This is a genomic window from Flexivirga sp. YIM B11880, from assembly GCF_058148645.1.
Map to the genome: position 1 here is coordinate 1 of NZ_JBMAMH010000014.1, position 25,467 is coordinate 25,467.

Genomic DNA, 25,467 nt, shown 5'->3' on the forward strand with positions numbered 1-25,467 from the left:
GATCCGCCGGGTGGCGGTGCGGGCGATCCCGCGCGCCTGGTCGGCAGCCTGTTGCCGGGCGTGCACCGTCACCGCCAGCCGGGCTTGCCGGGCGCTGATCGCGTGACGCAACTCCTCCAGCGCCCGCAGCTCGGCCAGCAGCCCGTGGGTGCCGGCCGGGTCGTCCAGGTCCGGTGCCGGTGAGTCGTCGACGGTGATGGGTGTGTCCAGCCGGTCGTGGAACGCGCGCACCGCGGACACGTCCAACACGCCCGTAGCGTCCTGTTCGTCGTCCCACGGTTTGCCGTTCATGTGTTCGAGTATCTCATGAACCCGCCTGATGCACAACGTTTTTCGGCATAAGGTGCCGTCCACATCCCCCTCACCTGGCGCGGTTCGTGCACAGGGGAGGACGAATGATCAGCGCAGCGACTGGGATCCGAGTAGCGATGCCGGCGCCGTCGTGCGACGATCCGCACATGGCCGCCGACGTCACTTCCGCACCGATCCGACTGATCGAGCCGACTGTTGCGCTGCACGAGGCATTCCTGGACTGCGCGTTCGAATTCGGCGACGGCCACCGGGACGGGTTCGCGACCGACTCCATCACCGACGACGAACTGAAAGACCCCGACCGTTTCGCGGACTGGGTGGCCACGCGTGTCTCGTACGCCGACGAAAGCACCGAATTGCCGCCGGACCGCGTACAGGACACGCTCTCCTGGATCGTCGACGATCGGGAGCCCGACCGAATCCTCGGGTCGATCTCACTCCGTCATCACCTGAACGACTTGCTCCTCGCGATCGGTGGCCACATCGGGTATGGCGTGCGCCCGAGCGCGCGCCGCAGGGGCGTCGCAACCACGGCGCTTGCCCTGGCCTTGGAACAGGCGAAATCGCTTGGCCTGCAACGTGTTCTCGTCACCTGTCAGGACGGCAACCTCGCCTCGGCGCGAACCATCGAGAGCAACGGTGGCGTCCTCGAGGACGTGCGCGAGACGGCCAACCACGGCATGGTCCGCCGCTACTGGATCGACCTGCCCGAGGCCTGAGCCGGCGCGGCTGCCTCACTCCTGACGACGCACTCGATATTGCAGGTCGACTCGCTGGCCGACCCGCCGCACGTCGACGAGGGACAACCGGTCCGAGGTGATCCGCCGAGGGAGCACCGGTGCGCCCTCGCCGAGAGTGACGGGCACCATTCCGAGACAGATCTCGTCGAGGGCACCCGCATCGTCGAACGCGCCGACCAGCTCACCACCCCCGACCAGCCATACCTTTCGTTCCCCTGCCGCCTTGGTCAACGCCTCGAGCTGGTCACGAACATCGCCCGCGACGAACCGGATGTCCGCTCCCGGGATGGCAGGCAGCTCGCGGTGGGTGAACACCCACGCCGGCCGACCGCCATACCAGTCGTGCCACTTGTCCGGGTGATCCAGCACCTTCTCGTGATCGAGCACCCAGGCGTAAGTCGTCGCTCCCATGACGAGGACGCCGACGCCTTCGATGAAGTCGGCAATCGTCGAATCGGATTCGGCCGCGGGCACGTCGAACAGCCATTGCAGCGAGTTGTCCGCGTCAGCGATGTAGCCGTCGATCGTGCATGCCGTGAAATAGGAGAACTCGGTCATCGACCGAACGGTAGCCGGGACGGCGGACAGTCACCGATGATCCACGATGACGGCCGCGTGGTCACTCCATCGTTCGCCGTATGCCGCCGCGCGGCCGATCGTGTACCGGTCGACCCGGGCGGCAAGGGACGGCGAATCCAGCACGTAGTCGATCCGCCAGCCGCTGTCGTTGTCGAATGCCTTCCCCCGCCAGGACCACCAGCTGTAGGGACCGTCCACGTCGCCGGCCAGCACCCGCACCACATCCACCCACCCGGACTCGAACCAGCTGGTGAGGTGCTTCTGCTCCTCGGCAAGAAAGCCTGCCTTGCCGCGATTTCCCTTCCAGTTCTTGAGGTCTCGCGTGCTGTGGCAGATGTTGAAGTCGCCCGTGATGACCGCGTGACGCTCGAACAGGTGCGCCATACGCTCACCCATCGCCTCCAAAAAGGCGAACTTCTCGTCCTGCTTCGGGGTGCCCGCCTCACCGGTGTGCACGTATGCCGACACGACGGTGACCGGCGCGCCGGCGACCTCGACCGTCGCCTCGACCCAGCGGCCCTGATCTTCGAAACCCCGCAGTCCGCCAACGGTTTCGCTGACGGGGTGTTTGCTCAGCACGGCAACACCGGCGCGACCCGCAGCTGCCGCCGGCGCATGAGCAACGTGCCACGACTCGAAGGCGGTACCCGCGAGGGAGGCGCGCAGTTGATCGCCGGTCGCCCGGACCTCCTGCAGGGTCAGCACGTCCGCGTCCTGGGCGGCCAGCCAGGCCAAGCCGCCACGCCGGACGGCCGCTCGGATCCCGTTGACGTTCGCTGAGACAACACGCACGGCACAGACTCTCTCATCGAAGGCACAGACGCGATCTGTCAGGATCAACGTCATGGCTCTCGACCCACACACCGCGCACCTCCTCGACGCCCGGTTGGCCGCGGCGCAGCGCACCAGCCGAGCGCCGTCCGCCGCAGCCGTCCTGATCGCCGACGGCGATGTTGTGTGGTCCGGCGCGGTGGGTCGCACGAACGGTCGACCGGACGGGGAAACCGCCACTACCTCCACGCAATACCGGATCGGCTCGATCACCAAGACGTTCACGGCGGTGCTCACCCTGCGCTTGGTCGACGACGGCCTGGTCGGGCTGACCGATCCGATCGCGCAGCACCTGCCGGAGCTCGCCGAACGACTCCCCGGCGTGCGCGTCAGCGAACTGCTCACCCACGGCGCCGGTCTGCCCGCCGAGACAGAGGGCGCCTGGTGGGAGCGCAGCGCCGGCCGCACCTGGCAGGAACTGCAGTCGAGCATCCGGCTGCTGCACCGCCCAGGCCGCCGATTCCACTACAGCAACGTGGGATTCGCGATCGCCGGCGAGCTCGTCGGGCGACTGCGCGGCCGCAGCTGGTGGGAGTGTCTCCAGCAGGAGGTGCTCCTGCCGCTCGGGCTGCGCGACACCACCTACGCCCCGACTGAAGCGGCGGCACCTGGACTGGCCGTGCACCCGTATGCCGACCTGCTGCACGACGAACCGGCCACCGACACCTTGGCGATGGCGCCGGCCGGACAGCTGTGGTCGACCGTGTTCGACCTCGCGGCATTCGGGACCTTCCTCGCGCGCGGCGACGAGGCGGTCCTGTCCGACGAGCTACGTCGTGAGATGCAACTGCCCGCCCTGGTCAACGACGAGCCGGGTTCGGCATACAGCAGGGCCTACGGCTTCGGGCTGGACATCACCAACGTCGGCGGGCAACGCTTCATCGGTCACGGCGGCTCGATGCCCGGGCACCAGTCGGCGCTGCGCATCGACCCGGACACCGCGGACGGCGTCGTGCTCCTGGTCAACAGCACAGCCGGACTCGAGCTGGACCCGCTCTCGCTGGTCCGCGAGTTCCGCGAGCGCACCCCGCGCGTCGTGCCCGAGTGGACCGCCGAGCCAACCGCCACGGAGGCTGAGGTCGTCGGCACGTGGTTCTGGGGCCCGCGCCCGCACCTGCTGACCCGTGAAGGAGCCGGTCTGCGCCTCGCCCCGGTGGGTGGTGGTCGCGGTTCGCGCTTCGCCGCCGACGAGGCGGGCGGCTGGATCGGGCTCGACGAATACTTCGCCGGCGAGCGACTCACGGTGCACCGGGGAGACGATGGCGCTCCGGTATACCTCGACCTGGGCAGCTTCCGCTTCAGCCGCACCCCGTACGATCCTGCGAGCGACATCCCGGGCGGCCCCGGAACCGGCTGGCGCTGACCGACGTTAGGGGAACTCATGGACCACTGGCTGACGACGATCCCCCCGCTCGCGGTCTATCTGCTCGCCGGGTTCGCGGTCGGCATCGAGAGCCTCGGGATCCCGATCCCCGGTGAGACGGTCCTCGTCGCCGCCGCGATCCTCTCCTCACGGCACGAGCTGGCGATCAGCCCGCACGGCATCGCGATCGCCGCCGTCCTCGGGGCGGTGATCGGTGACTCGATCGGCTACACCATCGGGCGCCGGTATGGCGACCGTCTCTTCGGCTACCTCGAACGCCGCTTCCCGCACCACTTCAACCACGATCTCGTGGAGTATGCCGAGCACGTCTTCAAACGCTGGGGCATGGCCGCCGTCTTCGTCGGGCGATTCATCGCACTGCTGCGCATCTTCGCCGGGCCGCTGTCCGGCTCGCTCAAGATGCACTACCCACGCTTCCTCATCGCCAACGCGAGCGGCGCGATCTGCTGGGCGGGCGGCACGACATACCTCGTCTACTACCTGGGCACCACCGCCGAGAACTACCTGAAGAACTTCTCGTATGTTGCCCTCGGGCTCGCCGTCGTGCTCGGACTGGTCGCGTCGACCCTCCTGCGGCGCAAGCTCGAGCGCAACGTCGCGGCGTACGCGGCAGAGCGGGACAAGGCCCTGGAGCCAGGCGAGTAGCGCAAGGCCGATCAAGCGGCCGGGCGCCTGACGGCGCTACAGCAGGCGACGCTGCATCGCCCAGGACGTCAACTCGTGCCGGGACGACAGCTGCAGCTTGCGCAATACCGAAGACACGTGCGTCTCGACGGTTTTCACCGAGATGAAGAGTTCCTTGGCGACCTCCTTGTATTGGTAGCCGCGGGCGATCAACCGCATCACCTCGCGCTCCCGCGCGGACAGCCGGTCGAGCTCCTCGTCGACCTCGGCGATCTCCCCCGCGGTCGCTCCGAAGGCATCGAGGACGAAGCCGGCCAGCCGCGGGCTGAAGACCGCGTCGCCGTCGCGGACCCGGTGGATCGCCGAGATCAGGTCGCTCGGGCTGATCGTCTTGGTGACGTAGCCGCGTGCGCCTGCACGGATGACCGCGATGACGTCCTCGGCCGCGTCCGACACGGACAGCGCCAGGAAGCGGACCGGCTGTCCGGCATCGGTCTGCAGCCCGGCGCACCCCGCCACCACGTCGGATCCTCCGTTGCCATTGCCACCGGGCAGGTGCACGTCGAGCAACACGACGTCCGGCCGCTGGTGGCGCACCACCTGGATCGCGGCGTCGACGTCGGGCGCCTCGCCGACGACGGTCACCGAGTCGTCCAGTTCGGCCTTCACGCCGGACCGGAACATCCGGTGATCGTCCACCAACACCACACGTGCCGTCATGCGGGGTCCCCGTTCTCGAGTTGTTCGTCGGAAATCGTGGGCTCGGTCAGCGGCATGCGCAGCCGCACCTCGGTGCCGTCGTCCAGCCGGCGCACGTGCGCCTCGCCGCCGTGCCGCTCCATCCGGCCGAAGATCGACTCGCGCACGCCGAGCCGGTCCTCGGGCACCTCGGCCGGCTCGAAGCCCGGACCGTGGTCACGCACGAACGCCTCCGCCTCGGCCGGCCCGACCTCCAGGTAGACCGAGACCGGTGGCGCTCCGTGCCGCACGGCGTTGGCGAGTGCCTCCCGCAACGCCCGGACGAGCGCAACACCGGCCTCGCCGAGCGGCCGGTCACCCGTCACCACGACGTCGACCGGTATGCCGTGCAGCGTCTCGATGTCACTCGCCGCCTCCTTGGCCGCCGCCGCGAGCGTGGCGTCGGACGGCGCCGGCCCGGCATACAGCCACCCACGGAGCTCGCGCTCCTGGGCGCGGGCCAGCAGTTGCACCGCCTGCGGGTCGTCGGCGCGGCGTTGGATGAGCGCGAGCGTCTGCAGCACCGAGTCGTGCAGATGCGCTGCGATGTCTGCCTTTTCGGTCGCGCGGATCCGCTCGGTCTGCTCGGTGCGCAACGCGTCGAAGAATCGCGCGATGAACGGCGCCCCGAGGATGCCGGCGCCGAGCAGCACGACGAGGACGCCGACGGTCACGTCCCGCAGGCGGGTGAGGCCGCCGCCCTGGGACAGCAACAGGATCAGCCCCATCAACGCGATCACGACACCGATCACGGTGCGGATCCGCGTCTCCCGCCGGTCACCGGCGCTGATCCACTGGCGCCGCTCCGCGGTGCCCAACCGCGACCAGACCAGCACCAGACCGATGCCGATCACCAGCAGCGGGAGGGTCAGCGACAGGCGCGCGACCGACCGGATCGCACCGCTCACCGCCAGCCCACCGAGGATCAGCACCGGTATGCCGACGAGGAACAAGCGACCCCGCGAGATGCCGCTACCCTCCCGGTCGAACGGCTTGACCAACGGCGGACCGTCCGACTGCGGCATGGTGAGCCAGAGGAACGCGTAGACGGGCAGGCCGAAGACGAAGACGATCGAGATCGCGGTCATCAGCCGCAGACTGGCGAGCGGCACGCCGAGGTGCCGGCTGACTCCGGCGCACACGCCGGCGACCACCCGTCCCTCCGTGGGTCGGGTCAGCGGCGGACGCTGGACGCCGACCGTTTCACTCATGCTGCCAGTCTGACTCACCCGAGCGCCCGCGCCGCACGAAGAGCGCTCGTTTCGGGGGTCGCTCAGGGCATCCTCAGGGTCGACCCGCATGGCAGGGGGCGCCATACGACGCCATCGTTGTCGGTATGACGCACCAGACCTATCCGGGACCGCCGCCCCAGCCGACGAGGCGGTATGACGCGTTCGACCGGCTCTTCGCCGCCGCCCGCCGGATCGGCGTGCCGCGCGCCAGCGAGGAGAAGTGGTTCGGCGGCGTGGCGGCGGGACTGGCGAGACGCTGGGGCGTCGACCCGCTCATCGTGCGCGCGGCGTTCATCCTGGCGACCTGCCTCTTCGGCCTCGGTGTCCCGCTGTACTTCCTCGGCTGGGCACTGCTGCCGGACGAGCAGGGCGAGATCGCCGCCGAGAAGGCCGTGCGGCACGGGGATCCCGCGTCGATTGCGCTGTGCGTGATCGCGGCTGTGGTGTCGTTCGGCGGATTCGGCGCCTTCTGGTCGCTCGGCAACGGATGGGGCGTCGGTGGTCAGGCGATCGGGCTGGCGATCGTGGCATGGGCGTTCCTGGCCTGGAACGGTCACGGACCCGGCGCCCGCCGTCCGGGTGAGTCGACCCACGCGTGGACCGACCGGCTCGGCGACACGGTGCGCAGTCAGGCTTCCGGCAACCCACCGCACGAGCCCGCGCCACAGAGTCCCGGCAATCGGGCGGCTGCGGCTGGGGCGGCTGCCCGGGAGGGCGGCATCGACCTGCGCAAGCCGGAACCCGCGCTCAGCGGCACGCCGGCAGCCGGCGGTCCTGCCCCGTGGCTGCCGCCGGTGACGGCTCGGGTGAAGCGGCGCCGGCTGGGTGCCGCAGTCAGCTTCCTTATTCTCGGAATCTCGGTGCTGGCCGGCGCATTCACGGCGTTGGTGCTGGTCAGCACTTCCCACGGCGACAGTGCCCTGCAGTTGGGCCTGGCCGCCGGAGCCGCCGTCGCGGCGGTCGCGCTGGTCATCGGGGGACTGGCGGGCCGCCGCGGCGGGGTGCTCGGAGGCGTGGCGACGATCGTCGCGCTGCTGGCGGTGCTCACGTCGGCCGCGGCACCGAAGGGTATGCCGTGGACCGGCACCATCGGCGACGAATCCTGGACCCCGACGACGACCGCCCAGCACAACTTCGCGATGCGCATCGGCGAGGGCCGGCTCGACCTGAGCAGCCTGCACGCCGCCGAGCTGCCTCAGCACGCGCAGTTGCAGGCACGGGTCAACGTCGGGCAGCTGACCATCACCGTGCCCGACGACGTCACCGTCCGGGTGACGGGCTACGCGCACATCGGCGAGATCGAGCTCGTCCGACCCGGGGACACCGGCGCGCGGATCAGCGGCCATGGCGGCATCGACACGCGACACACGTTCACCGTCGGCAGCGGCAGCAAGGTCGTCGACCTCGACGCCCGCGTCGGCATCGGCAACATCACCATCAGGGAGACGTCATGACAACCAGCGAACGACCAGAACCACCACGTCCGGCCGGCTCCAGCGGGCAGTTGCCGGTGAGCGGCGCTCCGGTGGCGACCGCACTGCCCGAGACACCCCGCGGACCCCACGTGCCGACCGTCCTGCGCGGATTGTTCGTGCTGGCCCTGGTGGTCGTGGTGTTCGTCTGGCGACTGGTCGACGCCCCTGACTGGGCCGTCGTCGGCATCACGGTCGCGGTGGTGGCGGGTGCGCTGCTCCTGCTCGCCTCGGTCGTCAGCCTCGTCACCCAGCGGACACGCCGCGAGCGCGAGTTCGACCGCATGCTGTCGGGGTCATGAGAGATCAGTCACCGGACTGTGCGCGCCGGTATTCGGCGAGCACTGCGCCCACCACGTCCGGCCAGCCGAGGTCGGGCTGCACCTGCCGGCTGTATGCCGAAAGCCGCTCGTGCAGCGCCGAATCCGACGCGATGCGGCCCAGCGCGGTCACGAAGTCATTGTCGTCCGTGGCGAGCAAGCCGGTCCGCTCGTGCTCGACCAGGTCCGCCACCGCGCTCTGCGCCCGGGTCACGATCGGCAGTCCGCAGCACCGGGCTTCCGCCGCTGCGATCCCGAACGCCTCCAGCACGGTCGGGGCGGCATACACGTCCGCGGAGCGGTAGAGACCGCGGAGCGCGAGGTGGGTCAGTCGTCCCGGCAGCGCACACCATTGCGGTCGGGCGCGATTCAGCCGCTCCCAGAGCGGCCCGTCTCCCGCGACAGTGAGCCGGATGTCCCGTCCGGACCGGCGTCTGGCTTCGCCGACCATTTCGATGAGCTGCGCCGGCCGCTTGCGCCCGGCGAACCGCATGGCGCTCACGAGGTGCAGCCGGTCCTGATCGGCCGAACGCTCGCCGACGCACCAGAAGGAGGTGTCGATGCCGTTCGGGACAACCGCGACCGGCACACCTGCCGCCCGCTCCAGCGGTGCCGCCGCCACGCGAGACACCGCGGACAGCGCGACACCTCGGCGCGCCCACCGTGCGGGATAGCCGAGTGCCCGCACCAGCGCCTCCGAGCGACCCGTCACACTGTGCCAGGTCGCGGCGACCGGCACACCGACGCCGAGTGCGACGCGCACGGCCGCCATGGCGAACGGACCGACCACTCCCAGATGAGTGTGCACCACGTGAAAACTGCCAGCGCGCAACGCTTTCCGAAGCAACCCGGCAGCGGCGGGGTTGAACAACAGACCGCCCGGGAGCTCACGGGGCAGCCCCAGCCGGTGCACCGGCCACGCATCGTCCGACGCGCCCGGGGTGATGGTGAAGACCTCCACCTCGTGGCCCGCCGCGACCAGGGCACCGGCGAGCCCCTGCACCTGGGTCTCGATGCCCCCGAGTCTGGGCGGATAGCAATCCGACAGCAGCGCGACCTTCATCAATTTCCAAGGGTGCCATGGGAGAAGATGGGACCGATGCCCCAGACCCTGGTCGCGTTCCACGCGCACCCCGACGACGAAGCGCTGCTGACGGCCGGCACCCTGGCCAAGGCGGCGGCTGCCGGGCACCGCGTCGTGCTGGTGGTCGCCACCGACGGCGCGCTCGGTCTGACCTCCGGCGAGCTGCGCGACGGCCTCGGCACGCGTCGGCTCGAGGAGTTGCAGCGCAGCGCCGCAGCCATGGGAGTGGTCCGCGTCATACACCTCGGCTACGCCGACTCCGGCATGGTCGGTGATGTCCCGCCGGACCCGCCCGGCAGCCGCCGCTTCGTGCGCGCGACCGCGGCCGGCCGGCTGCTCGCCGACATCCTTACCGAGGAGAACGCCGATGTGCTGATGTCCTACGACGCCGCCGGCGGTTACGGGCACCGCGATCACCTGATGGTGCACCGGGTCGGCGCGGAGGCCGCCCGCCTGGCGGGGACGCGCCGCGTCGTGGAGGCGACCGTGCCGCGCGAGCTGCTGACCCGCGGCGTACGCCTGGTGTCCCGATTACACCGACTGCCCAGCGATTTCGACCTCGAGGTCTACGAGCGCGCGTTCACGCCGCGGTCCGCGATCACCCACCGCGTCAACGTCCGGAGTCAGATCTGCGCGAAGCGGGCCGCCATGGCGGCCCACGCGTCGCAGGCGGCCGCCGATGACGGCGCCGACCGCACGCTGGCGCTATTTCTGAAGATTCCGCGGCCAATTTATGATGTGGTGTTCGGTACGGAATGGTTTCGCGATCCTGCGCACACCGGCCCGGTCAGTAACGACATCTTTACGGGGTTGGCATGAGGAGCTCGAGGCGTGCCGCTTCGGGGTCCTCGCGAAGTATTCGGGGGAGCGAAGCGGAGGAGAAACTTCGTGGGGTGAATCGTGTTGCCGCCGAGAGCGGCGACGTCAACCGCACCGTGGAGCTGGACGAGATCGTCGCGGCCAACAACCTGTCCGGCGATGACGACGACAGCGACCCGCCGGTGATGCCGACGCTCAGCGCTCGGCTGATGATCCACGCCGTGCTCGGTATGGCGCTGGCGGCCGTCATGATCGCGGCGCTCCCCTGGTTCACGCACACGTCCTGGGCTCGGATCGGGCACCACCTCAATCTCGTGGGGCCGCAGGCGGCGCTCGAGTGCATCGGGATCATGCTGCTCGGCCTCGGGGTCTACACGTTCACGTTGTCGGCGGCGCTGCCCGGGTTGTCGCACCTGAAGGCGTCCATCATCAATGTGGCCGGGTCCGCGGTGAGCAATGTGCTTCCCGGCGGCGGCGCGGTCGGGATGGCGTCGACCTACATGATGTTGCGCTCGTGGGGGTTCGCCCGGCGCAACATCTCCACCGGCCTGATCGTGAGCGGCATCTGGAACGTCCTCTTTCGGGTCGGTATGCCGCTGATCGGCATCGCCGCGGTGTCCCAGTCGACCGACGCCATGCCGTCGATCATGCGCCGCGGCGCCTGGTGGGGCGGCGTCATCGGTCTGCTGTTGATGATCGGCTTCGTAGTCGCGCTCATCCGGCCGAAGTGGACCGCCTGGCTGGGCGACCAGCTCGACACCCGCCTCGCACCGCTCCTGTCGCGGATGCGTCGCGGCGAGAACAAAGGGAGACGCCCGCACATCAAGCACATCTTGCTCGACCAACGGGCACGCATCAGCACGGTCACCAAACACGGCTGGTTCCCGATGTCAGTGGGGGTGATCGGCCAGCTGGCACTGTGGTTCCTGCTCTTCTGGCGGGTGATGGCTGCCGTGCACGTCGACCTGCCGGTGGCCGACCTGTTCGCGGCATACGCGATCGGCCGGCTGATGACAGCGATCCCCTTCACGCCCGGCGGGCTCGGCTTCACCGAGGCCAGCGCCGTGGTGATCCTCGTCTTCTGGGGCGCGAACCCGGCAGCCGCCAGCGCCGGTGTCGTGGTGTTCGCGATCTTCACTCACATCGCGGAGATCCCCCTCGGCGCGCTCGGCTGGCTCGCCTGGTGGGCGATGCCGAAGGTCGGCGCGCCCTCCCGCGCGTAGCTACCCCACCCAGTGGTCGACCGCTGCCGACACCCAGCCGACGACGACGGCGAACATCGCGCCGAGCAGCGCCAGGGTGAAGGTCGCGAGCGGCAGATCGTGGATGCCGAAACTCGGCCGCACACCGATGACGACGAACGCCACGCCGGCGAGCACGACACCGAGCACCGAGGCGAGTGCGAGCAACGGCAGACGGCGGCCCGCCCGCGGCCGGCGATGCAGCCCACCGGCGATCGCCAGCGCCACCGCCGACCAGCCGAGACAGACCATGCCGGCCGCCAGCACGTCGCCCGGCCGGTGCCAGTGCGACGCGACGGTGCCCGCTCCCACGAACGTCGCGAGCGCGGCCGCCCCCGCGGTGACCAGGGGGCGCCAGCGGTATGACGCCACGACGACCGCCGCCAGCGCCAGTGACAGACCCACGGTGGTGTGCCCGCTCGGCAGCGAGTTGAAGCGTGAAACCGAGTGCAGCACCTGGTATTTCAGGATTTGAGTGGTGACGTTCGCACCCGCGATGAGGACACCCGCGGCGACGGCGACCGCCCAGCGGCGGCGCAGCAGCGCCACGACGACACACACCAGCAGACAGACGGCGACGCCCGCATCGGTGACCAGGCCCAGGACGTCCATGATCCGGGACCAGCCCTCGGCGGTGACGCCGAGGGACGCCATCATCCGGTCGTCCCAGCGGAAACCGGTGACCGAGTGGATGGTGAGGCGCACCAGGACCGCGAGTCCGACGATCGCGCAGCCGGCCATCACCGCGGCATGCAGCCACACCCGCCAGCGCGGCCCGCTCGGCCTGGTGGCAGCACCGCGCGCGAACTCCGGATGCACGAGAGTCGTCGGTGTGGTCATCGGGTGATCGTCACGGGCGCGCCCGTGCGGTTTCCCGGCAAGACCTGTGCGGCGGCTGTGGTGATGCTCACGTACCCTTCACTCCCACTCGATGGTGCCCGGCGGCTTGCTCGTCACGTCGAGCACGACCCGGTTGACCTCGGCGACCTCGTTGGTGATGCGGCCCGAGATGCGCGCCAGCACGTCATACGGCAGTCGCGTCCAGTCGGCGGTCATGGCGTCCTCGGAGGAGACCGGCCGCAGGACGATCGGGTGACCGTAGGTGCGCCCGTCGCCCTGGACACCCACCGAGCGCACGTCGGCGAGCAAGACCACCGGGCACTGCCAGATCTCGCGGTCCAAGCCTGCGGCGGTCAGCTCCTCGCGCGCGATCTTGTCGGCGGCGCGGAGGATCTGCAGGCGCTCGGCGGTCACCTCACCGACGATGCGGATGCCGAGGCCCGGCCCGGGGAACGGCTGCCGCTGCACGATCGCGTCGGGCACGCCGAGCTCGGTGCCGACCTGCCGGACCTCGTCCTTGAAGAGCAGCCGCAGCGGCTCGACCAGCTGGAACTGCAAGTCGTCGGGGAGTCCGCCGACGTTGTGGTGGGACTTGATGTTGGCGGCGCCGGTGCCGCCACCGGACTCGACGACGTCGGGATAGAGCGTGCCCTGCACCAGGAACTTCACCGGGTGCTCCTCATCGCCACGATCGGTGACGATGTCGCGGGCTGCCTGCTCGAAGACGCGAATGAACTCGCGCCCGATGATCTTGCGCTTCTCCTCCGGATCGCTCACTCCGGCAAGGGCGTCCAGGAACTGCTTCGAGGCGTCCACGACGACGAGGTCCACCCCGGTCGCGGCGACGAAGTCCTCCTTGACCTGCTCGGCCTCACCGGCACGCAGCAGACCGTGATCGACGAAGACACAGGTCAGCTGGTCGCCGATGGCGCGCTGCACCAGCGCCCCGGCAACCGAGGAGTCGACACCCCCGGAGAGAGCGCAGATGGCGCGCGCGTCGCCGATCTGGTCGCGGACGCTCTCGACGAGCTCCCCGACCATGGCCTTGGGTGTCCAGTCGGCCTTGAGCCCGGCGCCGCGCAGCAGGAAGTTCTCCAGCACCCGCTGGCCGAAGGTCGAGTGCATGACCTCGGGGTGCCATTGCACGCCATACAGCTTGCGCTCGTCGTCCTCGATCGCCGCAACGGCGGCGCCGGGCGTCGTCGCGGTGACGCGCAGGCCTTCGGGCGCGGCGGACGCCGAGTCGCCGTGGCTCATCCACACGGACTGCTCCGGCGGCTGGCCGTTGAACAAGGTGGAGGCCGTGTCCTCGATCTGGGCCTGGGTCGCGCCGTACTCGCGCAGCCCGGTGTGCTCCACGGCGCCTCCGAGCGCGCGCACCATCGCCTGGAAGCCGTAGCAGATGCCGAAGACCGGCACCCCGGCCTCGAGCAGGGTGGGGTCCAGGGACGGCGCGCCCTCGGCATACACCGACGAGGGACCGCCGGAGAGCACGATCGCGGCGGGGTTCTTCGCGAGCATTTCGCTCGCGGGCATCGTGTGCGGCACGACCTCGCTGTAGAGCTGGGCCTCCCGGACCCGGCGGGCGATCAGCTGGGCGTATTGTGCGCCGAAATCGACGACGAGGACGGGTTTCTCGGTGAGCGGCGCTGTCACCTGCCCGATTCTATCGGCCGGACTCCGCCTGCTCGACCAGTGCACCGACGCCCCGGTTGACCTTGTGCTCCAGCCAGAACGACAGCACCGGCACGAACGCCGTGCAGATGTAACCGATCATCCGCAGCGCGGTCCAGCGCAGCTTGGTGCCGAGGTTGTAGACCGACGCCATGAAGATGATGAAGAGCACCCCGTGGATCGGCGACCACCACGACAACGCCTCGTTGTGGAAGCCGTAGTGCAGGATCAGCTCGACGCACAGGATGAGCAGCGCGACACCGGCGACGATGGCCATCACCCGGAAGAACTTCAGCGCGGTCGCCACCTTGGTGAGGTCGTCGGTGGCGCGCAGTTCGCCCGCCGGGGTGGTGAGGGCCTGAGTCTCAGACATGGCTTCCTTCGGTCTTCTCGGTCGGTATGGCGGGGTCCTCTCGATTGTCCGGATCGGCCGGACCGGCACGTAGCTCGGGGTGTGCTTCGCGGCGCAGCTCCCGGAAGTAGATGAAGATCGCGAATCCGGCGAAACTCCACCACTGGAGCGCATATCCGGCGTTGACCAGGCTGAGGCCGGTGTTGCCGGGTGTGGGCGGCGGGAACGCCTGCACCGACGGCGTGTGCATCGCCGGCTGCTCGTGGGTCAGGAAGACGAAGCCGTTGTAGATGTTGCCGCCCCACGTGGTCAGCAACGCGGCGAGGTCGACGGTCGTCAGTTGCCCGGCGGGCGAGTTGCCCGCCGAGGGCGCTTCGCCGGGGGCCAGCGCGCCGGTGATCGTGAGCGGGGTCGCGGCGGGTTTCATCGCCGCGGACGGTGTCGCGACGAAGCCGCGGACGACCGGGATCCGGGCGCCGGTGCCGTCGACCACGGCCGGCGTGACCACCCAGTAGCCCTTGACTCCGTGCAGCAATCGACCGCTCACCAGCACCTGGCCACTCGGGTCGTAGTGTCCGTGGAAGCGCACCGGCTGCAGGGAGCCGTCGGACGGGAACGTCTGCTGGGGCTTCAACTCGGTGGTGAGGGCGACGACCGGGCGGTTGCCGTCGTTCTTCATCGCCTTGGAGCCGCGGTCCTGCGCGACGCCCCACTGCCACAACCCGGCGATCACGCAGCCGATCGCGAAGACGACCGCCAGCGCCAGCAGTCCCAGCATCCGGGGCCGGAACGCAGAACGAAACACGCCTGCAGGATACGTGTCCTACCTTGGCGCGGACTCAGCGCGCCGCAGCCACCCCCGGCATCCCGAGCTCGACGCCGGGGACGTGTGCTGCGGGCGCGTCGATGCGTTCGTATGGCGCACCCTGTGCCGGGCGCTCGTCGCGCGCACCCTTCGCCGGCCACATCGCGATGGCGCGCTCGGCTTGGGCGGTGATCGTGAGGGACGGGTTGACGCCGAGGTTCGCCGAGACGGCCGAGCCGTCGACGACGTGCAGGCCGGGATAGTTCCAGACCCGCTGGTAAGGGTCGATGACCCCGGTGTCAGCGCTGTCGGAGATCGCCACACCGCCGAGGAAGTGCGCGGTCATCGGCATCCCGAAGAACTCCGGCCAGCAGCCGCCGGCGACGACGTCGACCTTGCCGGTCGTGGTCAGCTGCTCGGAGATTGCCCGGATCGCCTTGTGTCCGGTGGGAATCCAGCGCGGATTGGGTTCGCCATACCCTGGTTCGGTGGTGAGGCCGATCCGGCCGAACCGGCGACGGGGGCGCACGGTGATCGAGTTGTCGATGCTCTGCATCACCAGCGCGATGATCGTCCGCTCGCTCCAGCGCGGGCCGAGCACGCGAGCAGCGCGGAGCGGTCTGCGCACCAGCTGGCCGAGCAGTTCCGCCGTCCGGCCGAGCGGCCCCTTGTCGCCGTTGACCAGGAAGGTCGACATCAGCCCCATCAGGTTGGAGCCCTTGCCGTAGCGGACGTTCTCGATGTGGGTGCGCTCGTCGATGTGGAACGACGTGGTGATCGCGACCCCGCGGGTCAGGTCGATGCCGTCCGGGACGGTGACGGCGGCCGCTCCGCCGAGTTCCTCGGAGTTGGTGCGGGTCAGCTCCCCCAGTCGATCCGACAGGTGCGGCAAGCGGCCGGTCACCTTCATCCGGTGCAGCAGGTTCTGCGTGCCCCAGGTGCCGGCCGCGAGGACGACCTGCTCGGCGGTCACGCTGCGGCGGTCCTTGGCAACCCAGGTGCCGGTGCGTTCGGTGGTCACGCGGAAGCCGCCCGCGACCGGCGCGACCTCGACCACCGTGCGCAGCGGCTCGATGGTCACGCCCCGGCGCTCGGCGAGCGCCAGGTAGTTCTTCATCAGCGTGTTCTTCGCGCCCACCCGGCAACCCACCATGCAGTTGCCGCATTCGGTGCAGCCGGTGCGGTCCGGTCCCTCGCCGCCGAAGTAGGGGTCGACCGCCTGCTTGCCAGGCTCGCCGAAGAAGACCCCGACCGGCGTCTTGCGGAAGGTGCCGCCCACGCCGAGCGTGTTCGCGGTGTCCTTCATCAGCCGCTCGACCGGTCCGTCGCACGGGTTGTGGTCGACGACGCCGAGCATCCGGCGAGCCACCTCGTAGTGCGGGCTCAGTTCGGCGTCCCAGTCGGTGATGTGCCCCCACTGCCGGTCGGCGAAGAACTCGGCCGGCGGCTTGTAGAGCGTGTTGGCGTAGTTGAGCGACCCGCCTCCGACGCCTGCGCCGGCGAGGATCATCACGCCGGGCAGCTGGTGGTAGCGCTGCACGCCGAAGCACTTCAGCCGCGGTGCCCAGACGTATTTCCGCAGGTTCCACGAGGTCTTGGCGAAGTCGTCGTCCTCGAAGCGACGTCCCGCCTCGTAGACGTGCACGTCATACCCCTTCTCGGCGAGGCGCAGCGCGGAGACTGCACCACCGAAGCCGGAACCGACGACGACCACGTCGTGATCGAAAGCCCTTTTGGGTGAAGGAGATCCGGTCATGACAGGTGCAGACCCTTCATCACGCGCATGCCGGCCGCCATCGATCGTGCCCACACCTTCTCGGGCACGCCGGGCGGCACCGTGAAGGGCGTGCCGCGCTGCACGGTGATGTTCTGCAACTCGGTGTATTTGCGGATCCCCTCGGCGCCGTGCCGGCGGCCCAGCCCGGAGTCCCCCATGCCGCCCATCGGCGAGCCGTTGCTGCCCCAGGCGGCGATGTAGCCCTCGTTGACGTTGACCGTGCCGCACCGGATCCGGGCCGCGACTTGCTTGCCGCGGCGGATGTCCCTGGTCCACACCGACCCGTTGAGTCCGTATGGCGTGTCGTTGGCCAGCGCGACCGCCTCCTCGTCGCCCGCGACGCGGTAGACCGCCACCACCGGCCCGAAGGTCTCCCCCATCCGGCAGTCCATCGCGCTGGTGACGCCGTCGAGCACCGTCGGCTCGTAGAAGTAAGGTCCCAGCTCGGGCCGGGGATGCCCGCCGGCGAGCACCGTCGCACCCTTGGCGCGGGCGTCCTCGACGTGTCGGACGACCCGGTCCAGTTGCGCCTCTGAGATGAGCGAACCCATGTCGACGCCCCAGCCGAGGTCGGCGCCCAGCGTCATGGTGCGGACCCGGCCCAGGAAGAGCTGCAGGAAGTCGTCCGCGATCCGCTCGTGCAGGATCAGTCGCTCGATCGAGATGCACAGCTGGCCGGCCGAGGAGAAGCACGACCGAATCGCGGCCTCGGCCGCGTGCTTCAGGTTGGCGTCGTCGGCGACATACATCGCGTTCTTGCCGCCGAGTTCGAGTGACGCACCCACGAGTCGGGACGCCGCACGCTCGGCCACCTTGCGTCCGGTGGCGGTGGAGCCGGTGTACATGACGTAGTCGGCGCGATCGAGCACCGCCTCGCCGATGGTGGGGCCGGGACCGAGGACCACTTGGAGGACACCGGCGGGCAGGCCGGCCTGGTCGAGCAGTTCGACCGCGCGCAGAGCGGTGAGCGAGGCCTTCTCGTCGGGTCGCAGCACGACGGCGTTGCCGGCGACCAGGGCGGGCAGGGCGTCGGTGATCGACATCGACAGCGGGTAGTTCCACGGGCCGACGACCCCGATGACACCGCGCGGCTGGTGCAATTCGGTCGACTGCGTCAGGCCCGGTATGGCGCCGAGGTGGCGCCGCGGCCGCAGGTAAGCGGGAGCCTTGCGCGCGTAGTGCCGGCAGACACCGGCCACGTCGAGGATCTCCTCGAACGCGTGCCGGCGCGCCTTGCCGGACTCCAGCTGGATCAGGTCGAGCAGCTCGTCGCGGTTGCTCAGGATCAGGTCGTGGTAGCGCAGCAGGATCTTCGCCCGGTCGGCCACAGACCTTGCCGCCCAAAGCTTTTGGGCGTCGCGCGCTGCGTCATACGCCTGCTCGACGTCGGCGACGGTGGACGTGGGCAGCTGGGCGATGACGCCACCGGTGAACGGCGTGACGCAGTCGAACGCGTCGGCATCCGCCGCCGAACGCACCCGCCGAGCGAGCCGGACCGAGAGCAGCGGATCGATCGTGTACGGCGCCGGACTCGGCGGGTTCGGCGCCGCCGGCGCGGCAATGTCCTGGGCGAGCTGGTCGGTCATTACTCAAGAGTAACGTGACCGCTCTCACAGCATGCGGTCGAGCGATCAGGACCGCTGGTACGGAGCGACGACCGCTTCGACGCGCTGGAATTCCTTCAGCTCGGAGTAGCCCGTCGTGGCCATTGCCCGACGCAGGGCACCCACCAGGTTGGTGGTGCCGTCGGCGGTCTGCGCGGGACCGGTGAGGATCTGCTCGAGCGTCCCGACCGTGCCGACCTCGACGCGCTCGCCGCGCGGCAGGTGCTCGTGGTGCGCCTCGCTGCCCCAGTGGTAGCCGCCGCCGGGCGCGTTGCTCGATCGGGCGAGCGAGGCACCGAGCATGACGGCGTCGGCGCCGCACGCGAACGCCTTGACGATGTCGCCGGACAGCCCCATGCCGCCGTCGGCGATGACGTGCACGTAGCGTCCGCCGGTCTCGTCCATGTAGTCGCGGCGCGCGGCCGCGACGTCGGCGACGGCGGTTGCCATCGGCACGTGGATGCCCAGCGCCCGGCGCGTCGTGTGCGCCGCTCCCCCGCCGAATCCGACGAGCACCCCGGCGGCGCCGGTCCGCATCAGGTGCAGGGCCGCCGTGTAGGTCGCGACGCCGCCGACGATCACCGGCACGTCGAGCTCGTAGATGAAGCGCTTGAGGTTGAGCGGCTCGGCGCGCCCGCTGACGTGCTCGGCCGACACGGTGGTGCCCCGAATGACGAAGAGGTCGACGCCGGCGTCGACGACGGTCTTCCAGTGCTCCTGGGTCCGCTGTGGTGACAGAGCACCGGCGCAGGTCACGCCTGCCTCGCGAATCTCGCCGAGGCGCAAGGTGATGAGGTCAGGCCGGACCGGCTCGCGGTAGATCTCCTGCATCCGGGAGATCGCGTCGGCCGGGTCGAGCTCGGCGATCTCGCGCAGCAGCGGCTCCGGACTCTCGTAGCGCGTCCAGAGGCCCTCGAGGTCGAGCACCGGCAGGCCGCCGAGCTTGCCCAGCTCGATCGCCGAGGCGGGACTCATCACCGAGTCCATCGGCGCGGCGACGACCGGCAGCTCGAAGTGATAGGCGTCGATCTGCCAGCCGACGGACACGTCCTGCGGATCGCGGGTGCGCCGCGACGGCACGATCGCGATGTCGTCGAAGGAGTATGCGCGGCGACCTCGCTTGCCTCGGCCGATCTCGATCTCAGTCACGGCAGCAGGCTACCGGCCGGGTGGCCGCTGGCACCGCGCGGAGTCCGAGGCCTGAGCTCGAGACCGGGGTCGGTGGGGCTCAGCGGCTTCCCATGCGGCCTTCGCTTGGATGGCGATGCCATAGGCGTGGTCGTCCAGGCCAGCCCTTCGAGAGCTGATGCAATTCTCGCAGGGCGGCGGCGACGCGACACCAGTCCGCTGCACTCCGCGGCGGCTCGCCCTCCACGTAGCTCATCACCACCAAACCGTCGACAAACCATCGACCGTCCGGAGTCGGGATCGGCACCGGCACCGCCATCCCGTGGCGGTCCAGGTGCCGTAACAGGTCCGTCTCCCAGGCGAGGTCGGCATCGCTGCGCTCACCGAGACGCGCGACCGCGCGTTCCCCGTTGATGCGTACGCTCCACACCTGGTTGACGCCGGCCCCGCCTGCGAGCGGTTCGCCGCGGACGACGTCCTCGCCCCATTGCTCGAGCGCCTGCCATCCCATCTGCGACATCCTCGCCGAGAGCCCCCGGTGCGATCGCGACCCTCTTCATCGTCTCAATGAGCGATGGTCTATCGAGACGTCCCGACTCGGCACATTGACCGGTACACATATGCGGCGGCGATCGTCAGTAGCGGCGGTCAGTCCCTCAAGGCACGGGTCATCATCAGGGTGGCGCCATCATCAATCGGGATGGACTGACCTGGCTCGACGGTGCGGTACTCATACATGACACCGCGCCCGTCGGGCAGATAACCCCGTCGCACATATAACCGCTGTGCGGCTCCGTAATCGGCGTAGAGACCAACGCCGAGCCCGACGACTGGACCGCGCTCATGCGCAGCGACTTCAACGGTGTCGAGCAGGGCGCCGCCGACGCCGTGACGGCGAAACGGCGGCAACACGTTCAGGTCCGCGATCTCCGGAATTCCGGCGGCTTTGAAGGGCTCATAATGCGACTCCCACAGCAGAGTGCAGTAACCAGCTATGGCGTCACCGACCTCAGCGACGTAGCACGCTCGAACACCGATTCGCTGCTCGTCGAGGTAGCCCTCGAACATCTCGACCGGTTTGTGCCACCCGTGTGATGCGAAGCTCTGGGCCAGACGACTGGCATCGACACGCTCGAAGAATCGGATCCGGACACTGCCGCTATCGACGAAAGTCCCCTCGGTCATCCCTGCACTGTTACAGACCGCAATGCCCTTTCACGCCGATTCCTTTCCCACGGGACGCCGATGCCACCCATCATCTCGATGGACGATCGCTTAACGCCGCTGATCGGGAGCCCGAAAACGCAGTTGCAGCAGGCAGTCTGAAGGTGCACATTGCGTCCCGTGGGCTTCAACCGAGACCTGTTCGACCGGGTCGCCACCCATCGGTCTCGTCCACACCCACGACGGCTGCGAGGAGTGTCCGATAGCTCTCGTCCGCGGCGCCAATACCGTCCATCACCCCACAATCGCACCTGCACGTGCTGGGTTTGCTGTACTCGTCACATGACCACGCCGACAGAACGCATCGTGACCCGCGAGCCGAGGCTGGGCAACTTCGTCCAAGACGGGCGGTTGACCCGGATCCCACGCAAGCCCTCTGTCGCGAAACTGCTCTATGCGGCCGTGGCCGCCCAGATCCCTGCAGGCGTGCTCATGTCAGAAACCGAGGTGAACAATGAGCTGCGGGCGATGTATGACGACGTCGCAACGTTGCGACGTGCGCTCGTCGACGAAGGGCACCTTCGTCGAACCGCGGACGGACTCAGTTATCAACGCCCGCAGGACAACTGAGACTTGGAAGACTCGGACGAGTCCCGATAGTCGATCGCCGCCGAGACAGTGATGCCCTGGAACACTGATGCCCGTGGAAGATCGCTGCATCTGCGCGAACTCGAGCACGACTAGAGCCAGGCTCAGACGCGTGTCGTTCAGCTAGCGACAACGACAGGGTTCGCAGGAGCTGGCTTTAGAAGCGTCGCCACATGTATGACGGCTACCGTCTGCGAACTTCACGGGATGGTGATCGACGTTTTCGCCGCCGATCCGGCGGACACCGGAGCGAGCCGTCGCGAGACAACGATCCCGAGCGCGCCGGTGAGCAACGCGAGCACGATTCCGCTGACGAACGCCGCGACGTGCGAATGCGGCGTCAAGCCACCGAAGACGATCGCCGACACCGCGAGCAGCACCGAGGTCATCAGCATCTCGCCGGTCTGCAGGGACGACGCGTTGCGGCCCTGCTCGTCGGGCGCCGACATACCCATCAGGAGCACGGTCAGCGGTGAGTAGGCCAGGCCGATGCCGCCACCGCCGACGAGCCACGCGACATACAACAGCCAGGACGGGGTGCCGGGCCAGGCGGCGGAGATCGCGCCGGCGATCCCGATTGTGAGCAGCACCAAGCCGATTCGCACGAGGCGCCGCTGGTCCTCGTGCCTGACGCGGCGTCCGGCGATCCAGGCGCCGAAGCTCCAGGACAGCGCGCCCACGGTGAGCACGAGGCCCGCCTCGGTCGCGCCCATGCCGTGCTGACGGGTCAGCATCAGCGGCAGGTAGATGTCGGTGCCGGAGAACGCGGCACCGAGCAGCGCCCGGGTCGCGACGACCGCCGGCATACCGCGCCGTGCCCGGAGCGTGCCCGATGGCACCAGCCGCGGCACGAAGATCCCGAGCAGCGTCACCCCGACGGCTGCGAGCACCGCAGCCAACACCGGAGGGCGGTCGGCGGCAACCGACAGGGTCGCCGACCCCACGGCAGCGGCGAGTGCCGCCGCGAGCCGGGGCCGCACCACGGCCGCCGGCTCACGGTCGGCACGAACCGGCGGGAGACGGCGCATCACCGGCAGCAACAGAGCAAGGGCCGGTATGGCGAGTACGGCCGCCAGCCAGAACACCCACCGCCACGACACGCTCGTCGCGAGATAGCCCGCCAGCGGTGGACCGAAGAGGGACGGCGCAACCCATGCGGCCGACGTACCGACGAAGACCTTGGGCCGCAACTGCTCCGGAAAGGCCATCGCGATCAGCACGTAGAGCGCGACGGCGTCCAGGCCGCCGCCGAGACTCTGCACGGTGCGTCCCAGGATCAGCACCGTCATCGACGTCGCCGAGCCGGCGATCAACAGCCCGACGACGAAGAGCGTGACCCCGGTGACGATGACGACTCGTGGACCCGCCCAGTCCGCCCAACTGCCCGCAACCACCATCGCCAGCACCGACGCCGCGAGCGGGACCGCGAAGACCACTGGATAGATGGCCAGGCCGTCCAATTGCCGCGCAACAGTTGGCATTGCGGTGGACACTGCGATCTGTTCGAAGGCGACCAGCACCACCAGCAGGACGGCACCGACCAGCGTCATACGACGGATCGGTGTCCACCGGTTGTCGCTCACAGGAGAACGCTAGGACCTCAACCGCCCTTGAGGGCAACCGGCTGCGGCTCTCCGTCGTACAGAAGTCGCGACGGTCGCGAGATATGCGCGGGATCGGGCGTCCCGACCGCACACAAGTCGCGACGGTCGCGAGTTGCGCGCGGGGCCGGGCGTCCGGACCGCACATAAGTCGCGACGGTCGCGAGTTGTGCGCACGACGCGCCGACCGACAACCCGCCGGACCAGCTCAGCGCGAGTAGTTGGGCGCCTCGACGATGCCCTGCACGTCGTGCGGGTGGGACTCCTTCAGGCCGGCGGTGGTGATCCGGACGAACCGGCCGCGCTCCTGCAGCTCCGGGATCGTGCTGGCACCGACGTAGAACATCGACTGGTGCAGGCCGCCGACCAGTTGGTGGATGACATTGCCGAGCGGACCGCGGTAGGGCACCCGGCCCTCGATGCCCTCGGGCACGATCTCGTCGTCGCTCGCGACATCGGCCTGGAAGTAGCGGTCCTTGGAGAAGGACTTCTTGCCCCGGGACGCCATGGCGCCCAGCGAACCCATGCCGCGATAGGTCTTGAACTGCTTGCCGGAGACCAACATCAGGTCACCGGGCGACTCCTCGCACCCGGCGAGCAAAGAGCCGATCATCACCGAATCAGCCCCGGCCACAAGGGCTTTCGCGATGTCGCCGGAGAACTGCAGGCCGCCGTCGCCGACGACCGGCACCCCGGCCGGCTTGCAGGCGAGTGACGCCTCGTAGATCGCGGTCACCTGAGGAACCCCGACCCCCGCGACCACCCGGGTGGTGCAGATCGACCCCGGTCCCACCCCGACCTTCACACCGTCGACACCGGCCTCGACGAGGGCCGCAGCACCCTCCCGGGTTGCCACGTTGCCGCCGAGGACCTGCACGTGCTTGGTCGCCGGGTCCGACTTCAGCTTGCGGATCATGTCGAGCATGAGGCGGGCGTGGCCGTTGGCGACGTCGGGCACCAGAATGTCGACGCCGGCCTCGACCAGGGTGGTCGCGCGCTCCCAGGCGTCGCCGAAGTAACCGATCGCCGCCGCCACGAGCAGCCGGCCGTCGGCGTCGTAGGAGGCGTAGGGGAACTGCTCGGACTTCACGAAGTCCTTGACCGTGATCAACCCGGCCAGCTTGCCCGCGTCGTCCACCAGCGGGAGCCGCTCCCGCTTGTGCTGCCGCAGCAGCGCGGTCGCGTCGTCGCGGCTGATGCCGACCGGTCCAGTGACCAGCGGCGCCGACGTCATGACCTCGGACACCTTGGTGGTCGCCCACTCGGCCACCGGGGTGAAGCGCAGGTCGCGGTTGGTGATGATGCCGATCAGGTGGTTGTCCACGTCGACGACGGGCAGGCCGGACACGCGGTAACGGCCGCACGTCTCGTCCAGCTCCTCGAGCGTCGCGTCCGGACCGATGGTGACCGGGTTGGAGATGATGCCGGTCTGCGTCCGCTTCACCAGGTCGACCTGCTCGGCCTGGTCGGCGATCGACAGATTGCGGTGCAGCACGCCGATGCCGCCCTGGCGCGCCATGGCGATCGCCATACGGGCCTCGGTGACGGTGTCCATCGCCGCGGAGACGAGCGGGACGCGCAGGCTGATCTCCCGGGTCAGCCGGCTGGTGGTGTCGACCTCACTGGGTATGACGTCGGTCTCCCCGGGCAGCAGTAACACGTCGTCATAGGTGAGACCGAGTTGGCCGAACTTGGCGGGAACGTCGAAGGAATGGGCGGGCGCGGGCGATTCCTCGAAAGCCATTGAGAAAGTGTAAGAGGAGAACCTGGGGGCGCCGACACAAGGTCAGTGGCCAGGATGCGACCTACTGGAGCCGTACGAGCTGGTGCTGCTCTCCGTCGAACTACTGGTCGAGGAGCCGGTGCTCGACGGCGTGCTGATCGGCGACCACGCCGGCGGGCTCGTCGTGCTCGTCCCCGACGGCGACGGCGATTTGGTCGGTTTCGGCGGCTTGGTCGGGTGCGGCTTCCGGGACGGCGAACTCGAGGTGCTGCTCGGGACGGGCCCGCTGGAACTCGTGGACGTGGTGCTCGACCCGGACGACGGACTCGGCGACGTGGACGAGGACCGCACCGGCGGGGTCGTCGTGCCCGGCGCGGAGGACGTCGGGCCAGCAGGCCGGGTGCTCGGGACGTGAAGGATCGCCCCGGGCAACACGCGCGGCAACGCGGCCGGATCGGAGCTCGACACGAAGCCGACGCCCGTGCTCGGCATCACGGCGGTGGTCGAAGCCGGGCAGGGCCGCGTCGACGCGGTCCCTGGGGCCGCGCTGGTGCTCACCGGTCCCGCCGCACCGGAGCCGAAGTCCGAGCTGCGGTGCACGAAACCCATCTGCTCGGCCACCCGTCCGAAGCCGGACAGACTGCTCATGGCCGCGGCGACGCCGGAGACGGAAAGCGTGCCGACCGTGATAACGGCGATCACGCCGGCCCGGGCCCGCGTGTGCTTGCGGCGGGCATAGCGCCCCGCCGGCAGGGGCCGGTCCGGAGCGTCGATC

27 protein-coding genes are annotated in these 25,467 nt (G+C 69.4%); 10 read left to right on the plus strand and 17 right to left on the minus strand.

Translation table 11 applies throughout. The features are described from left to right. Nucleotides 1-291 (minus strand): hypothetical protein (locus ACN8HC_RS16415; RefSeq protein WP_490075919.1); only part of this gene is annotated, 291 nt, incomplete at its 3' end. Nucleotides 292-458: 167 nt separating this feature from the next. Between ACN8HC_RS16415 and ACN8HC_RS16420 the strand changes: the two genes are divergently transcribed. Beyond that, entirely contained in the window at nucleotides 459-1,031 is a 573-nt protein-coding gene (locus tag ACN8HC_RS16420; protein ID WP_490075920.1) for a GNAT family N-acetyltransferase, read from the plus strand. 15 nt (nucleotides 1,032-1,046) lie between these two features. Here ACN8HC_RS16420 and ACN8HC_RS16425 read toward each other — a convergent pair whose 3' ends face one another. After that, entirely contained in the window at nucleotides 1,047-1,610 is a 564-nt protein-coding gene (locus ACN8HC_RS16425; protein ID WP_490075921.1) for a dihydrofolate reductase family protein, read from the minus strand. Nucleotides 1,611-1,640: 30 nt separating this feature from the next. After that, complete coding sequence (locus ACN8HC_RS16430; RefSeq protein ID WP_490075922.1) at nucleotides 1,641-2,423, minus strand: exodeoxyribonuclease III; 783 nt, start codon at nucleotides 2,421-2,423, stop codon at nucleotides 1,641-1,643. Nucleotides 2,424-2,475: 52 nt separating this feature from the next. Between ACN8HC_RS16430 and ACN8HC_RS16435 the strand changes: the two genes are divergently transcribed. Beyond that, on the plus strand, nucleotides 2,476-3,825 hold the full coding sequence (locus tag ACN8HC_RS16435) for a serine hydrolase domain-containing protein (RefSeq protein WP_490075923.1): 1,350 nt from the start codon (nucleotides 2,476-2,478) through the stop codon (nucleotides 3,823-3,825). A gap of 18 nt (nucleotides 3,826-3,843) precedes the next feature. Next, the gene (locus ACN8HC_RS16440) at nucleotides 3,844-4,491 is read left to right on the plus strand and encodes a DedA family protein (protein ID WP_490075924.1); all 648 of its coding nucleotides are present in this window, start codon (nucleotides 3,844-3,846) and stop codon (nucleotides 4,489-4,491) included. 36 nt (nucleotides 4,492-4,527) lie between these two features. On the opposite strand, the gene ACN8HC_RS16445 is transcribed toward ACN8HC_RS16440, so the two are convergent. Beyond that, nucleotides 4,528-5,190 (minus strand): response regulator, encoded by a 663-nt coding sequence (locus ACN8HC_RS16445; RefSeq protein ID WP_490075925.1) that lies wholly within the window; start codon nucleotides 5,188-5,190, stop codon nucleotides 4,528-4,530. Next, nucleotides 5,187-6,419: an ATP-binding protein gene (locus tag ACN8HC_RS16450; RefSeq protein ID WP_490075926.1), complete on the minus strand. Its 1,233-nt coding sequence runs from the start codon at nucleotides 6,417-6,419 to the stop codon at nucleotides 5,187-5,189. The genes ACN8HC_RS16445 and ACN8HC_RS16450 overlap by 4 nt, the downstream gene beginning before the upstream one ends. Before the next feature lie 125 nt (nucleotides 6,420-6,544). Here ACN8HC_RS16450 and ACN8HC_RS16455 point away from each other — a divergent pair, with 125 nt between their 5' ends. Next, on the plus strand, nucleotides 6,545-7,894 hold the full coding sequence (locus ACN8HC_RS16455; protein ID WP_490075927.1) for a PspC domain-containing protein: 1,350 nt from the start codon (nucleotides 6,545-6,547) through the stop codon (nucleotides 7,892-7,894). Further along, nucleotides 7,891-8,214 (plus strand): hypothetical protein, encoded by a 324-nt coding sequence (locus ACN8HC_RS16460; RefSeq protein ID WP_490075928.1) that lies wholly within the window; start codon nucleotides 7,891-7,893, stop codon nucleotides 8,212-8,214. The genes ACN8HC_RS16455 and ACN8HC_RS16460 overlap by 4 nt, the downstream gene beginning before the upstream one ends. A gap of 4 nt (nucleotides 8,215-8,218) precedes the next feature. On the opposite strand, the gene ACN8HC_RS16465 is transcribed toward ACN8HC_RS16460, so the two are convergent. Then, nucleotides 8,219-9,295 carry a glycosyltransferase family 4 protein gene (locus ACN8HC_RS16465; protein ID WP_490075929.1) on the minus strand — a complete coding sequence of 359 codons (1,077 nt, stop codon included), beginning with the start codon at nucleotides 9,293-9,295 and terminating at the stop codon, nucleotides 8,219-8,221. A 36-nt stretch (nucleotides 9,296-9,331) separates the two neighbouring features. On the opposite strand from ACN8HC_RS16465, the gene ACN8HC_RS16470 reads away from it, so the two are divergent. After that, nucleotides 9,332-10,135 (plus strand): PIG-L deacetylase family protein, encoded by an 804-nt coding sequence (locus tag ACN8HC_RS16470; RefSeq protein WP_490075930.1) that lies wholly within the window; start codon nucleotides 9,332-9,334, stop codon nucleotides 10,133-10,135. A gap of 74 nt (nucleotides 10,136-10,209) precedes the next feature. Continuing rightward, nucleotides 10,210-11,358 carry a lysylphosphatidylglycerol synthase transmembrane domain-containing protein gene (locus tag ACN8HC_RS16475; RefSeq protein WP_490075931.1) on the plus strand — a complete coding sequence of 383 codons (1,149 nt, stop codon included), beginning with the start codon at nucleotides 10,210-10,212 and terminating at the stop codon, nucleotides 11,356-11,358. Here ACN8HC_RS16475 and ACN8HC_RS16480 read toward each other — a convergent pair whose 3' ends face one another. From ACN8HC_RS16480 to ACN8HC_RS16520, 9 genes are all read right to left on the minus strand, one after another. Continuing rightward, nucleotides 11,359-12,216, minus strand: a complete 858-nt coding sequence (locus ACN8HC_RS16480; protein WP_490075932.1) for a phosphatase PAP2 family protein — start codon at nucleotides 12,214-12,216, stop codon at nucleotides 11,359-11,361. It abuts the gene before it with no gap. Nucleotides 12,217-12,294: 78 nt separating this feature from the next. Then, entirely contained in the window at nucleotides 12,295-13,872 is a 1,578-nt protein-coding gene (gene guaA, locus ACN8HC_RS16485; RefSeq protein WP_490075933.1) for a glutamine-hydrolyzing GMP synthase, read from the minus strand. A 10-nt stretch (nucleotides 13,873-13,882) separates the two neighbouring features. Further along, entirely contained in the window at nucleotides 13,883-14,263 is a 381-nt protein-coding gene (locus ACN8HC_RS16490) for a DUF3817 domain-containing protein (RefSeq protein WP_490075934.1), read from the minus strand. Beyond that, nucleotides 14,256-15,047, minus strand: a complete 792-nt coding sequence (locus ACN8HC_RS16495; protein WP_490075935.1) for an SURF1 family protein — start codon at nucleotides 15,045-15,047, stop codon at nucleotides 14,256-14,258. The genes ACN8HC_RS16490 and ACN8HC_RS16495 overlap by 8 nt, the downstream gene beginning before the upstream one ends. Nucleotides 15,048-15,081: 34 nt before the next feature. After that, nucleotides 15,082-16,803 (minus strand): GMC oxidoreductase, encoded by a 1,722-nt coding sequence (locus tag ACN8HC_RS16500; RefSeq protein WP_490075936.1) that lies wholly within the window; start codon nucleotides 16,801-16,803, stop codon nucleotides 15,082-15,084. Beyond that, entirely contained in the window at nucleotides 16,800-18,410 is a 1,611-nt protein-coding gene (locus tag ACN8HC_RS16505; protein WP_490075937.1) for a succinic semialdehyde dehydrogenase, read from the minus strand. Before ACN8HC_RS16505 ends, ACN8HC_RS16500 begins: the two co-directional genes overlap by 4 nt. Before the next feature lie 45 nt (nucleotides 18,411-18,455). Continuing rightward, complete coding sequence (locus ACN8HC_RS16510; RefSeq protein WP_490075938.1) at nucleotides 18,456-19,577, minus strand: GuaB3 family IMP dehydrogenase-related protein; 1,122 nt, start codon at nucleotides 19,575-19,577, stop codon at nucleotides 18,456-18,458. Between the two features lie 79 nt (nucleotides 19,578-19,656). After that, a complete protein-coding gene (locus ACN8HC_RS16515) occupies nucleotides 19,657-20,067 on the minus strand; it encodes a phosphotransferase enzyme family protein (protein ID WP_490075939.1) in 411 nt (136 codons plus the stop codon). Nucleotides 20,068-20,204: 137 nt separating this feature from the next. After that, nucleotides 20,205-20,741, minus strand: a complete 537-nt coding sequence (locus tag ACN8HC_RS16520) for a GNAT family N-acetyltransferase (protein ID WP_490075940.1) — start codon at nucleotides 20,739-20,741, stop codon at nucleotides 20,205-20,207. 321 nt (nucleotides 20,742-21,062) lie between these two features. Between ACN8HC_RS16520 and ACN8HC_RS16525 the strand changes: the two genes are divergently transcribed. Further along, on the plus strand, nucleotides 21,063-21,350 hold the full coding sequence (locus tag ACN8HC_RS16525; protein ID WP_490075941.1) for a DUF2087 domain-containing protein: 288 nt from the start codon (nucleotides 21,063-21,065) through the stop codon (nucleotides 21,348-21,350). A 218-nt stretch (nucleotides 21,351-21,568) separates the two neighbouring features. On the opposite strand, the gene ACN8HC_RS16530 is transcribed toward ACN8HC_RS16525, so the two are convergent. Beyond that, entirely contained in the window at nucleotides 21,569-22,951 is a 1,383-nt protein-coding gene (locus ACN8HC_RS16530; RefSeq protein WP_490075942.1) for an MFS transporter, read from the minus strand. 226 nt (nucleotides 22,952-23,177) lie between these two features. Continuing rightward, the gene (gene guaB, locus ACN8HC_RS16535; RefSeq protein WP_490075943.1) at nucleotides 23,178-24,713 is read right to left on the minus strand and encodes an IMP dehydrogenase; all 1,536 of its coding nucleotides are present in this window, start codon (nucleotides 24,711-24,713) and stop codon (nucleotides 23,178-23,180) included. 82 nt (nucleotides 24,714-24,795) lie between these two features. On the opposite strand from guaB, the gene ACN8HC_RS16540 reads away from it, so the two are divergent. Together ACN8HC_RS16540 and ACN8HC_RS16545 are read left to right on the plus strand one after the other, a co-directional pair. Continuing rightward, nucleotides 24,796-25,107, plus strand: coding sequence for a hypothetical protein (locus ACN8HC_RS16540; protein ID WP_490075944.1), 312 nt, complete (start codon nucleotides 24,796-24,798; stop codon nucleotides 25,105-25,107). 66 nt (nucleotides 25,108-25,173) lie between these two features. Beyond that, on the plus strand, nucleotides 25,174-25,431 hold the full coding sequence (locus ACN8HC_RS16545) for a hypothetical protein (RefSeq protein WP_490075945.1): 258 nt from the start codon (nucleotides 25,174-25,176) through the stop codon (nucleotides 25,429-25,431). The last annotated feature ends 36 nt before the right edge of the window (nucleotides 25,432-25,467 follow it).